12 protein-coding genes and 1 pseudogene are annotated in these 13,114 nt (G+C 30.5%); 11 read left to right on the top strand and 2 right to left on the bottom strand.

The annotated features are described in order from the left end of the window. Positions 1-72 precede the first annotated feature (72 nt). Both apaG and SJY17_RS01180 read right to left on the bottom strand, forming a co-directional pair. Positions 73-459, bottom strand: a complete 387-nt coding sequence (gene apaG, locus SJY17_RS01185; protein WP_397363617.1) for a Co2+/Mg2+ efflux protein ApaG — start codon at positions 457-459, stop codon at positions 73-75. Between the two features lie 86 nt (positions 460-545). Beyond that, positions 546-1,796: a type IX secretion system plug protein domain-containing protein gene (locus SJY17_RS01180; RefSeq protein WP_397363616.1), complete on the bottom strand. Its 1,251-nt coding sequence runs from the start codon at positions 1,794-1,796 to the stop codon at positions 546-548. A gap of 160 nt (positions 1,797-1,956) precedes the next feature. Here SJY17_RS01180 and SJY17_RS01175 point away from each other — a divergent pair, with 160 nt between their 5' ends. The 11 genes and pseudogenes from SJY17_RS01175 (at position 1,957) to SJY17_RS01125 (ending at position 13,094) form a co-directional block, all read left to right on the top strand. Further along, entirely contained in the window at positions 1,957-3,312 is a 1,356-nt protein-coding gene (locus tag SJY17_RS01175; protein WP_397363615.1) for a Na(+)-translocating NADH-quinone reductase subunit A, read from the top strand. Next, complete coding sequence (locus SJY17_RS01170) at positions 3,312-4,523, top strand: NADH:ubiquinone reductase (Na(+)-transporting) subunit B (RefSeq protein WP_397363614.1); 1,212 nt, start codon at positions 3,312-3,314, stop codon at positions 4,521-4,523. Before SJY17_RS01175 ends, SJY17_RS01170 begins: the two co-directional genes overlap by 1 nt. A 2-nt stretch (positions 4,524-4,525) precedes the next feature. Then, positions 4,526-5,326: a Na(+)-translocating NADH-quinone reductase subunit C gene (locus tag SJY17_RS01165; RefSeq protein ID WP_397363613.1), complete on the top strand. Its 801-nt coding sequence runs from the start codon at positions 4,526-4,528 to the stop codon at positions 5,324-5,326. A gap of 2 nt (positions 5,327-5,328) precedes the next feature. After that, positions 5,329-5,973, top strand: a complete 645-nt coding sequence (locus tag SJY17_RS01160) for an NADH:ubiquinone reductase (Na(+)-transporting) subunit D (protein ID WP_397363612.1) — start codon at positions 5,329-5,331, stop codon at positions 5,971-5,973. Between the two features lie 5 nt (positions 5,974-5,978). After that, positions 5,979-6,701, top strand: coding sequence for an NADH:ubiquinone reductase (Na(+)-transporting) subunit E (nqrE, locus tag SJY17_RS01155; RefSeq protein WP_397363611.1), 723 nt, complete (start codon positions 5,979-5,981; stop codon positions 6,699-6,701). Position 6,702: 1 nt separating this feature from the next. After that, on the top strand, positions 6,703-8,016 hold the full coding sequence (gene nqrF, locus SJY17_RS01150) for an NADH:ubiquinone reductase (Na(+)-transporting) subunit F (protein WP_397363609.1): 1,314 nt from the start codon (positions 6,703-6,705) through the stop codon (positions 8,014-8,016). Between the two features lie 87 nt (positions 8,017-8,103). Next, positions 8,104-8,970 carry a DUF4846 domain-containing protein gene (locus tag SJY17_RS01145; protein ID WP_397363608.1) on the top strand — a complete coding sequence of 289 codons (867 nt, stop codon included), beginning with the start codon at positions 8,104-8,106 and terminating at the stop codon, positions 8,968-8,970. A gap of 54 nt (positions 8,971-9,024) precedes the next feature. Beyond that, positions 9,025-9,402 (top strand): Na(+)-translocating NADH-quinone reductase subunit F, encoded by a 378-nt coding sequence (locus SJY17_RS01140; RefSeq protein ID WP_397363607.1) that lies wholly within the window; start codon positions 9,025-9,027, stop codon positions 9,400-9,402. A gap of 1 nt (position 9,403) precedes the next feature. Further along, a pseudogene (locus SJY17_RS01135) lies at positions 9,404-10,381 on the top strand (FAD:protein FMN transferase). Between the two features lie 99 nt (positions 10,382-10,480). After that, the gene (locus tag SJY17_RS01130) at positions 10,481-12,343 is read left to right on the top strand and encodes a histidine kinase (protein WP_397363606.1); all 1,863 of its coding nucleotides are present in this window, start codon (positions 10,481-10,483) and stop codon (positions 12,341-12,343) included. A 1-nt stretch (position 12,344) separates the two neighbouring features. Continuing rightward, positions 12,345-13,094, top strand: a complete 750-nt coding sequence (locus SJY17_RS01125) for a LytR/AlgR family response regulator transcription factor (RefSeq protein WP_397363605.1) — start codon at positions 12,345-12,347, stop codon at positions 13,092-13,094. Positions 13,095-13,114 lie beyond the last annotated feature (20 nt).

Genomic DNA, 13,114 nt, shown 5'->3' with positions numbered 1-13,114 from the left:
AATTGTAAAATTGTATTAATTTTTATAATAAAAAATCAATTTAAAAAGAAATGTAAGATGTATTTTGTTAACTTAATTTAAAGCAAATGGTGCACTAAGTTTAAAAGAAGGAATAGTCACGTTAAACTTTTTAGTTGTAGTAAAGTTTACCATGCTGTAATGTCCTATCATTGCTCCAAAAGGAGACGTTAATAAGCAACCGGAAGAATAAGTATGGGACTCGCCAGGTTTTAAAACCGGTTTTTTACCAATAACACCTTCTCCTGCTACAATTTCGGTGTCGTTTAAGGCGTCGTATATTGTCCAATGTCTGGCATTAAGTTGGACAGAGTCTTTACTTTGGTTTTCAATAGTAACTTTATAGCCAAATGCAAAGTTGATTTTATAGTTTTTATAAAATGTACCTTCAAAATTAGTTTCTACCGAAATTTTTATGCCTCTTGTAACCTGTTGTACCATTCTTTTAAGCAGTTTACTTGTTGTAAAAATAATAAATTATCTTTTTATAACGTATTCATTTATAGGTGTAAAGTAAATTTTAACGTTTAATTTGTTATTCCTACTGCGTTTTTTTCACCTAGACCTATGATTTTATCATATCTAGCACCTAATTCTCTGTAATAAACTAGGACCTTATAGTTGTTTTCGGTTTGCCAAAAACTACCTCCAATAGCATGTTCGTCTATTGTATTGTCTTTATTTACTATAGCGTATTTATAATTGTAAAACCCTTGTTTTAGTTGTATTGCTATACTATAAACGCCTTCTTCTTCATAATATTCTAATTGGGTTTGGTCTTCAATCTCATAATTATTGAAATTACCATAAACATGAATAGTTTGACCGTCTTCTAATTTTGGATATTCTAATGCAAAATGAACCCAAGCATAGTCAGCTTCGGTTTCAGGTTTGTCAACGTTTAAAGCAGTAATAAAAAAGTTTCCGTTAATGTCTGGGTTGTAAGTATATTCTTTATCAGCTCTAGAGGTGTTAGTGTATAAATAAGATTGATACAAATCGTCTAGACGTATATATTGCACACCATAATTTGCTGCTCTGATTTCTTTGTTTTCAAAGCTTAAAAATTCATTTCCTCCAAAAAAGCTAGACTTTTCATTATATCTATAACTCAACTCGTTACCCAAAATATACTGAGGTTTTAGGTTAGTAATAGCTGTTTTTAAATTGTTATTCTGGATAATTACTGTTTTGACAGTTTCTTTAGGATTAACAAATTGAATTTGTCCAGAGGAGATTGCAATGTCTACAGATTGTTTTTTGTCTATTTGTTCTACATCTCTAGAGCGTCTAATTTGTACACCAACATTAGCTTGTTGCTCATATACCATAAATTTCCTGCTAAAAATCACTTCGTCATAATCGTCATAAATTGTAATGATATAATTTCCAGTCAATTTAATGCTTCTAGTATATTGATTTGGGATACTTAATTTATAATGCGAAAAAGTTTGTAGTGTGTTAAAAGAGTTTTCATAGTTTCTAATACGTTGCTCATCAAAACCTTCAAGATATTCAGATTCTACTAGAATAGAAGGTGTCCAATCAAAATTGTAATGTTTGATTTCGTAATAATAATCTTCCTCATCTCCATTTAAGGCATCAAACTCTAAAGTTAGAGATTGTCCTAACGGAATTATTGGAAGTTGACTCTCAGTTGTTCCTCCATTAAAATAGATAGATTTAATATAATCTGGTGGAATAATTTCTTCAGTTTGAGAAAAACAAAAAGAAGTCATTAAAAAAAATAAGATAAAATGTTTAATGTTTTTAAGCATTTACAAGCGGTTTTGTATAACAAATATAAACAAAATCTGTGCCTAAAAGTTTTTCTTTATTATTTATGAATTAATTATCTATTTATTCTTAAATTTGCACGGATTTTTAAGCCTATAAAAATCACAATCAGTATAACTATTAACCATATAGATTTATAATATGTCAAACGACATTAAGATTAAAAAGGGTCTGGATATTAAATTAGTAGGAGAAGCCGAAAAGGCTACCGAGAATGCTATTATTAGCAATTATTATTCAATTAGACCAGAAGATTTTCATCAAGTTATTCCAAAATTAACTGTAAAAGAAGGCGAAAAAGTAAAAGCAGGTCAACCTGTTTTTTATAATAAGTCAAATGAAGCAATTAAGTTTGTTTCTCCTGTATCAGGTCAGATTTTAGAGATAGCAAGAGGTGAAAAAAGAAAAATTTTATCAGTAAAAATTCAAGCAGACAAGGAACAATCGTTTCATGATTTTGGTAAGCTAGATGTAAATTCAGCTAAAGCTGAAGATATTAAAGCACGATTACTAGAGTCTGGATGTTGGGCTTTTGTTAAGCAACGTCCTTACGATGTGATTGCTAATCCTGACAGTCAACCTAAAGCAATATTTATTTCTGCTTATGCAAGTGCACCTTTAGTAGCAGATTTAGATTATGTGTTACAAGGTAAAGAAGCACAACTTCAAGCTGCTGTCACTGCTTTAAGTAAGTTGACGGATGGTCAAGTACATGTAAGTGTTGGTAAAAATGGTAATTCGCCATTAGCAGGATTACAAGATGTTACTTTACATAAAGTATCTGGTCCACATCCTTCAGGTAATGTTGGAACACAGATTAATAAAATAGATCCTATAAATAAAGGAGAGGTTGTTTGGACAGTAAATGCCCAAGATCTTGTTATTATTGGAGACTTATTATTAACTGGACAATTTAATCCAGAACGTATTGTTGCTCTAGTTGGATCGTCTGTTAAAAAACCACGTTATTTCAAAACTAAACTAGGAAGCGAAATAGCAACTATGGTTTATGATAATGGTGTGGATAAAGAAGGTAATGATCGTATTATTTCTGGTAATGTATTATCCGGAAAACAAGTAAAACCAGATGGTTATTTAGACTATTACAGTAATACAATTACTGTAATACCTGAAGGAGACGATTATGAATTTTTTGGTTGGAATAAACCAATTTTTAATAAAGTGTCTGCTTCTAGAGCATTAACTTTTTCTTGGTTAACACCAAACAAAAAGTTTGACTTAAACACTAATACAAACGGAGAACATCGTGCATTTGTATTAACAGGTGGTTATGAAAAAGTATTTCCTTTAGATATTTTCCCGATGCAAATCTTAAAAGCATGTATGTATAAAGATTTAGATGAAATGGAAGCTTTAGGAATGTATGAGGTTGCACCAGAGGATTTTGCTTTAACAGAATTTGTTTGTGTATCTAAACAACCACATCAAAAGATTATTAGAGAAGGACTAGACTTAATGCTTAAAGAAATAGGATAATGGGTTTAAAAAGTAATTTACACAACTTAAAAGAAAAGTATAAAGGAACCAAGATGGCTCCAGCGTTTAACGCTATTCATACTTTTTTATACTTGCCAAATGAGACCACTCATAATGGAACTCATATCAAGGCAGCAGACGATTTAAAGCGTACCATGAACATTGTTATTATGGCAATGGTACCTTGTTTGATTTTTGGAATTTTTAACGCAGGTTACCAGCATTATGCAGCTATAGATGCAGCAAAAGGATTGGCAACAGAAGTATCTTTATTTGGAAACTTCCTAACATGGGACAATTTTGTTGTTGGAGCTTGGACTGTATTACCATTAGTAATAGTATCTTATGGAGTTGGTCTTATTGTCGAATTTATTTTTGCAGTAATTAAAGGTCACGAAGTAGAAGAAGGATACTTAGTAACAGGTATGTTAGTACCATTAATTGTACCTGTAGATATTCCGTTATGGATGCTTGCAGTAGCAGTTATTTTTGGTGTTGTAATTGGTAAAGAAGTATTTGGAGGAACAGGTATGAATATCTTAAATCCAGCATTAACAATACGTGCATTTTTATTCTTTGCATATCCAACATGGATGTCTGGAGATAAAGTTTGGGTACACGAAGCTGTAGCAAAAACAGGTCAACCTGATGCCATTTCTGGAGAAACAATTTTAGGTAGTTTAGCACAAAATAAAAGTGTAGTTTATGATGCTTGGGATATGTTTTATGGCTTTATTCCTGGTTCTGTTGGAGAAACATCTACACTACTTATTTTATTAGGAGCATTGTTTTTAGTGTTTGCTAAAATAGGAAGTTGGAGAATCATGATATCTTCTGTATTAGGAGCAATAGTAATGGGATTAATATTTAATGGAGTTGTTGCTCAAGGATGGATTTCAGAATCAAGTAAATTTTACGCATTAATGAATACAGAGTTCTGGATGCACCTACTAATTGGTGGATTTGCATTTGGTACAGTATATATGGCAACAGATCCTGTAACAGCATCTCAAACCAATAAAGGAAAATGGATTTATGGGTTTTTAATTGGATTTATTTCAATCATGATACGTGTATTTAATCCAGCTTATCCAGAAGGTGTAATGTTAGCTATTCTATTAATGAATGTATTTGCGCCAACTATTGATCATTACGTAGTACAAGGTAATGTAAAACGTAGAATGAAACGTCTAAAAGTTAAAACAGCATAATCATGGCAGTTAACACAGAAAAAAATTCGTACACAATACTATTTGCTATAGCGATGGTGTTAGTTGTTGGGTCTTTATTAGCCTTTACAGCATCATCCTTAAGTGAAAGAATTGCAGAAAATAAAAGAATAGAAAAGCAACAGAATATACTGTATGCTATGGGAATTAATGGTAACGAAGGAACAGGAGATATTACTTTTGTGTCTAAAGAACTTGTAGAAGTGAAAAATGAGGATGGTTCTGATGAGAAAAAACCTAAAGCTTCGGTAGAATTCTTTAAATATATCACTAAGCAATTAGTAGTAGATTCAAATGGTGCTTTTACTGAAGATAATGAAGCTTATTTAATAGATATTAAAAAAGAACAAGCAGCAGCTAAAAATGGAGGAACAAGACGTTTACCTTTATTTATTGGTGAAAAAGATGGACAAACATTTTACATCACACCAATTAGAGGAAAAGGACTTTGGGATGCTATTTGGGGTTATGTAGCTTTAGATAAAAATATGGTTGTTCAAGGTGCATTTTTTGACCACAAAGGAGAAACACCAGGTTTAGGAGCAAATATTAAGCAACGTTACTTTATGGACGATTTTACTGGCGAAAAATTATTTGCCGATAATGGATCTTTTAAAGGAATTACAGTTGCAAAAGGAAATAACGATCCTAAAAACTTAACTAAAGACGACAACGAAGTTGACGCTTTAGCTGGAGCAACAATTACAGGAGATGGTGTATCTGCAATGATAAAGAAAGATTTAAAATTGTATTTACCTTACTTTAATAAATTAAAAGGAAACTAATTATGGGACTACTTTCAAAAAAAGACGCAAAGTTAATCACAGACCCTTTAGCAGATAATAACCCAATTACTATTCAAGTATTAGGTATTTGTTCTGCTCTAGCTATTACTGCAGAGCTTAAGGCTTCATTAGTAATGGGAATTGCTGTATTATTTGTATTAGGTATAGGAAACGTTGTAATCTCTTTAATGAGAAACATTATTCCTTCAAAAATTAGAATTATCGTGCAGCTTATTGTAGTTGCAGCTTTAGTAATTATAGTAGATCAAGTACTAAAAGCATTTGCTTACGAGCTAAGTAAAACACTATCAGTATTTGTTGGATTAATTATTACTAACTGTATTATCATGGGACGTTTTGAGGCATTTGCATTAGCAAACAAACCTTGGAGATCTTTCCTTGATGGTATAGGTAACGCATTAGGATATGCAGTAATTCTTATCATTGTTGGATTTTTCAGAGAACTGTTAGGATCAGGAACCTTATTCGGGATTCCTGTTTTAGGAGATCCAATCGAAAAAACAGGAGTGTATGGATTTGGTTACGAAAACAATGGATTTATGTTAATGCCACCTATGGCTTTAATAATTGTTGGACTAATTATTTGGGTACAACGTAGTAGAAACAAAGCATTAATCGAAGACTAGAAAACATGATGGAACATATAGAATTATTTTTCAAATCGATTTTTATAGATAACATGGTATTTGCAGTATTCCTTGGAATGTGCTCTTACCTAGCAGTATCTAAAAAAGTAGCAACAGCAGTAGGTTTAGGTGCAGCAGTAATATTTGTATTAGCAATTACAGTACCTTTAAACTGGTTATTAGACCAATATATATTACAACCAGGAGCTTTATCTTGGTTAGGAGAAGAGTATGCAGATTATGATTTAAGTTTCTTATCATTTATCATGTTTATTGCAACCATTGCAACAATGGTACAATTAGTAGAGATAGTGGTAGAGAAATTTTCACCATCATTATATAACTCATTAGGTATATTCTTACCATTAATTGCAGTAAACTGTGCCATTTTAGGAGGATCTTTATTTATGCAATCTAGAGAGATTGAAACTTTAGGATTAGCATTTAATTATGGAGTGTCTTCAGGAATAGGTTGGTTTTTAGCCATTTTAGCAATTGCAGCAATTCGTGAAAAAATTAGATATAGTAATGTGCCTGCACCATTAAGAGGTTTAGGAATTACATTTATCATTACTGGTTTAATGGGAATTGGGTTTTTAAGTTTTGGAGGTATGTTAACTGGAGGAGACGAAGAAGAAGCACCTAAAAAAGAAACTACAGCAGAAGTTATTAAAACTAATGTTGAAGACAAAAAAGAAATCGCTAACAATACTAAAGTAATTAAGTAATATGATTTTAGCAGCAGGAACATTAGGAACCGTAATAGCAACTGTAACAGCGTTTTTACTAATTACATTAGTACTAGTTGGATTGTTATTATTTGTAAAACAAAAATTATCACCATCAGGTCCAGTAAAGATCATGATTAATGGTGAAAGAGAAATTGAAGTCGCTTCAGGTGGTACTTTATTATCAACCTTAGGAGGAAACAAAATATTTTTACCATCTGCTTGTGGTGGTGGTGGAACATGTATACAATGTGAGTGTCACGTATTATCTGGAGGAGGAGAAGCCTTACCAACAGAAACACCTCATTTTTCAAGAAAAGAATTAGCTCATGGAGCACGTTTATCTTGTCAGGTAAAGGTAAAACAAGACATGGAAATTACTATTCCAGAAGAAGTATTTGGAATTAAAAAGTGGGAAGCAACAGTAGTATCAAACTATAACGTAGCTACATTTATTAAGGAGTTTGTAGTAGAAATTCCTGAGGATATGAATTATAAAGCTGGAGGATATATACAAATTGAAATTCCTGAGATTGAAGTTAAGTATTCAGACATGGATATTTCTGCTCACCCAGAAGATCATCCAGGAGAACCTGACAAATTTGAAGCAGATTGGGACAAGTTTGGACTAAGACCTTTAGTCATGAAAAATACTGAGTTGGTTGAAAGAGCATACTCTATGGCTTCTTATCCAGCAGAAGGTAGAAGGATTATGTTAAATGTACGTGTCGCTACACCTCCTTTTGATAGAGCAAAAGGTGGATGGATGGATGTTAATCCAGGAATTGCATCATCTTATATATTTAATCAAAAAGTTGGAGATAAAGTAACTATTTCTGGACCTTATGGAGAGTTCTTTATTAACGAGTCTGAAGCAGAAATGTTATACGTTGGTGGAGGAGCAGGTATGGCTCCAATGCGATCACATTTATATGAGCTGTTTAGAACATTAAAAACAGGACGTAAAGTAACGTATTGGTATGGTGGACGATCTAAAGCAGAATTATTCTACATACATTACTTTAGAGCTTTAGAAAAAGATTTTCCAAACTTTAAATTCTTTATTGCATTATCAGATCCAACTGAAGCTGATAATTGGCAACTTAAAACTGATATTAATGACGAGGCTGGAGATGGATTTACAGGATTTATTCACCAAGTAGTAATCGACCAATATTTATCTAAACATGAAGCTCCAGAAGATATCGAATTATATTTCTGTGGACCACCATTAATGAACCAAGCGGTTCAGAAAATGGGAGAAGATTTTGGAATTGACGATGAGAACATAAGATTTGATGACTTTGGAGGATAAAATTCCTGCAAAAGCAAGTTATCTTAAAAATAACCTAATATTTAAAAACCCAATACGAAAGTATTGGGTTTTTCGTTATCAATTAATATGAGAAAATTTTTACTTACTTTTTTTGTTATAATAACAATTCTATTATTAGCATATCAATTAAAATCAAAGCCAATAAGACATTTTGTAAATGCAATAACTAAAACGGTTAATAATATTGATAAAGACAGTTTAACAATAGCTACACGTGTTAATGTACCAAAAGGTTATAAGCGTGTGGAATATCCAAAAGGATCGTTTCAAGAGTATCTTAGACATTATAAATTAAAACCTTTTGGAAGTAAAATTATAAATTATGATGACTCAGAATATTACTGGCAACAAGGACATATTGGTATTTTAGATATACCTGTTCCTAAAAACGGATTACAACAATGTGCAGACGCATTAATTAGAATTAGAAGCGAATATCTTTGGGATAATAATAGAAAGGCAGAAATTGGCTTTAATTTTACTTCTGGACACTATTGTTCTTGGACAAAATATGCTAATGGTTATAGACCAAAAATAAAAGGTAATAAAGTAAGCTTTAGTAAAACAGCAACAGCTAATCATACTAAGGACAATTTTTATAAATATTTGAATCTTATCTATATGTATTCTGGGACTTTGTCCCTTTATAATGAGTTAGATCATATCACAACTATTAAAAATTTAAAACTAGGAGATATGCTAATTAAAGGTGGTACTCCTGGACATATTGTAATGTTAGGCGATGAAGCTGTGAATGATAAAGGCGAAAAAATATTCTTATTATTTCAAGGTAATACACCAGCTCAAACAGTACATTTGGTAAAAAACTTAGAAGACTCTAAGTTGTCTCCTTGGTATGATTTAAAGTTAAATGAAGTTATTCCAGTTTCAAATTACACATTCTATAATTCAGAATTTGCTAGGTTTAAGTAATTAGAATAGGTGGCTTTCTTTCCGCAAAAGCGAAATAAGTCTTATTTTTGTGCTATGAGTAAAGCACTTACAAAACAAGAGTTACATAACCTTGCAATGAACCATGTTGGTAAAGATCTTGAAGCACGTGGTTTTGAGTTTATAGCAATAAATAGTAAGCTTAAAAAACATCCACAATTTGTATGTATGGACAAAAATAAACAACACTTTTTTGTCATTGTAAAAGCTGTTCTGTTACCAGAAAACGCTAATAATTATGATATTGTTTGGATGGAATCATTTAAAGAGCATGCCAGGAAACATAATTCTAAAGTGTTATATGCTGGAGTGGGTTTGGCAAATCCAAATGGAGAGCAATTACCTGTTTTTTTAAACGAAGAGTATTTGATTGAATATAACGGAATACAATTAATTGAAACCAACTTAAACTAACATGAAAAAAGTAGCGTTACTATTTTTGTTTTTGGCTATTTTTTCTTGTAAAAAAGAGCCCAAATTAACAATCATTTCAGGACCTGTTTTTGGGACTAGTTATACTATACAATATTATGATTTAGATAGTAGTAATTACCAAAAACAGTTTGATAGCTTGTTTTATGTAATTAATAAATCATTGTCTAACTATCAGGCAAATTCAGATATTTCAAAATTAAATAGAAATGAAGTTGTAGAGGTTGATGATCATTTTAAAACGGTTTTTAAAGCAGCAAAGCAGATTTATAGAGAAACGGAAGGTGTTTTTGATCCTACTATTGGACGATTAGTAAATGCTTGGAATTTTGGATCAGAAAAAAGCAAAACACCTTTAGATAGTATAAAAGTAGATAGCTTAAAGCGTTTTGTTGGATTAAATCGTGTTGGACTAATAAATAATACAATTAAAAAACCAGAAACATCTTTTATAGATTTTAATGCTATTGCAAAAGGATATGGAGTAGATGTAATTGCAGAGTTTTTAGAGTCTAAAAATATAGACAACTACATTGTAGATATTGGTGGAGAGTTACGTGCTAAAGGAACACATTTAAAGAAAAATAAAGGATGAACCATTGGTATAGAAAACCCAAATTTTGATGGGTCACAAAGTTATAATAAAACACTTGTTTTAAAAGATCAAGCTATGGCTACTTCTGGTACCTATCGTAAATTTAAAGTAGACCCAAATGGTAATAGATATGCACATATTATTGACACAAAGACTGGATATCCTACAAAAACTAATATTTTAGGTGTGTCTGTAATTGCAGAAAACTGTATGATGGCAGATGGTTATGCTACAGCATTTCAGGCTATGGGTTTAGATAAAGTAGATTATTTTATGTCTAAACATCCAGAGTTAAAAGCCTATTTGATTTTTGAAAATGATAAAAAAGAATTAGAGCAACTTAGCTTTAATGGATTTTCAGAATAGTTTGTTTTTTCTATCTTAGAAGCTCAAAACTAACTTTTAGAAGTTTAATCATAAATAATATCATTGATTAAATGATATTTGGTTTACTTTTTAGAGCTTATGAAATATACTTTATTCCTTATAGTTTTTTGCTTACATATACAATTTGGATTTTCCCAAGATAAAGAGCTAGATAGTGTAATAAGCATTGTAGAGGCACACAAGGTGAGAGATACGATAAGAGTTAATCTGCTAAATCAATTAACTAAATACTATGCTACTCGTGATATTTCTAAAAATGAAGCGTTATTAAATGAAGCAATAGAAATTAGTAAAGAACTAAATTACATTCAAGGTTTATCAGACTCGTATTCAAATAAAACATCTTTCTATGTACAATCTGGTAGTTATGATAAAGCTTTGAAACTTGCTTTAATTTCAAAAAAAATACAAGATAGTATTCAAGATTTTGATGGGTTGATTTATACCAATAGTAGTATTGCAAGGATATATAATCATCTTGAAAAACCTAATAAAGCAATAGAGATTCAATTAGAAAATCTTAAATTATTAAAAAAGCATCCAAATAAAAATATGCTAGCACAAGTTCACTTTTATTTGGCTACAGCATATCTTGAAGCTGAAAAATATAATGATGCAGAAGTACATTATTTAGCAACAAAACAAATTGCTGAATCTGTCAATTTTGAAACAGGAATCGCTATTGCAAACTCATCATTAGGCGTGATAGAAAATAAAAGAAAAAATTATAAGTCTGCAATAAATTATTTAAATCAATCTTTAGTTTTCTTTAAAAAAAACAATCAAGAATCAAACATTGCTCATACTAATTTAGAATTAGCTGTTGCTTATGCTAATACAGGAAGAGTAGATGAAGCGATATCAGCTAATAATGAAACTATAAAAATTTATAAAGCACAGAATAATTTTAAAAGCCTAAGTCGTACTTATTTAGAACAAAGCGATTATTATAAAAGAAAAAAAGACTATTTAAATTCAAGTAAATATTTAGAGGAATATTATAAAGTAAAAGACAGTATTTTTTCTAAAGAAAAAGTTTCGGTAATGGAAGAAATGCAGACTAAATACGAAACTGAGAAAGTTAAAAAAGAAAAAGAAATTGCAGAACAACAAGTAGCTATAACAAAATTAGAAAGTGATAAAAATAGAAATCTGTTTTTAGGATCAGCACTTATTGCAGGTTTGATATTACTATCTTCATTATTCTATTTTAGTAGAGTTAAAGCAAAAAAGAAAGCAGAATTAATTGCTTTAGAGCTTCAAGAAACCCAAAAACGTTTAACGATAGAAAAACAATACAAAGATTCAGAATTAAAAGCTTTAAAAGCACAAATGAACCCACACTTTATTTTTAATGCTCTAAACTCTATTCAAGATTATATTGTTTTAAATCAGAAAAATTTAGCAAGTGATTATTTAGGAAAGTTTGCAGATTTAATACGTAACTATCTTCATTTTAGCGATACAGGATTTATTTCAATTCCAGACGAAGTCCATAATCTAAACTTATATTTAGAATTAGAAAAACTACGTTTTGAAGAGCAATTAAGTTATGGATTTCAAGTTGATGAGAAAGCAAATTCTGAAATGATTAACATTCCTACAATGCTAATTCAACCTTATGTAGAAAACGCATTAAAACATGGTTTGCTTCATAAAAAAGGTGACAGAAAACTTAATGTTTCTATTTCTAAAATTTCAGAAAAAACAATAGAATGTATTATTGAAGACAATGGTATTGGTAGAGAAAAATCTAGAGAGATAAACAAAAAAAGAGAAGGACAACATAAATCTTTCGCTTTAAAGGCAACTACAGAACGATTAGATTTATTAAACTATGGTCTAGAAAATAAAATAGGTGTAAAGATTATAGATTTAAAAGAAAATGATCAAGGCACAGGAACTAAAGTGGTTTTAAAAATTCCAATTTTAAATAAGTAATATGAAGGCATTAATAATAGACGACGAGAAAAAAGCAAGACAAGTACTTCATATATTAGTAGAAGAAAATTGTCCAAAAATCACTCAAATATTTGAAGCTTCAGATTTACTTTCTGGAGTAGAATTAATAAAGCAAGAGCAGCCAAGTATTGTTTTTTTAGATATTGAAATGCCTGAACATTCTGGTTTGGAAATATTAAATTTTATAGAAAAAGAGGTTCATAATTTCGAAATAATTTTCACAACAGCTTATAGCGAATATGCTATTCAAGCCTTTCAACTATCTGCAATAGATTATTTGTTAAAACCTATTAGACCTAGTCAAGTAAAAGAAGCAGTAGACAAAGCTGTTGCTTTTTTAGGAAATACTCAAATTAACCAACGTCTTACTGAATTAAAATCTAGCTTACAGGATTCTAACTTCAAAAAAATAGGCTTGCCAAACGCTAATGGAATTAAGTTTGTAAACTTTAACGATATTATAATGCTTGAAGCAGATGGAATGTATACCAATGTTTCCACTATTAAGGATGGAACTATTTTAGTAAGCAAGCCATTAAAATTCTTTGTTGAAATACTTCAAAAAATAAATACGTTTTATAGACCACATCGATCTCACCTTATAAATCTATCCTATATAAAAGAATATATTAAAAAAGATGGAGGTTATATTGTTATGGAAAACGATAAAACAGTGTCTATATCTAACGATAAAAAAGACGAGTTTTTAACTATAGTTCAAAATATTTAAACGCTTTAGAAACTGAAACC

The organism is Olleya sp. R77988, assembly GCF_044594215.1.
Lineage (GTDB): Bacteria > Bacteroidota > Bacteroidia > Flavobacteriales > Flavobacteriaceae > Olleya.
Note: the sequence above shows the minus strand (reverse complement) of the source record. Positions and strands in the feature narration are given on the sequence as shown.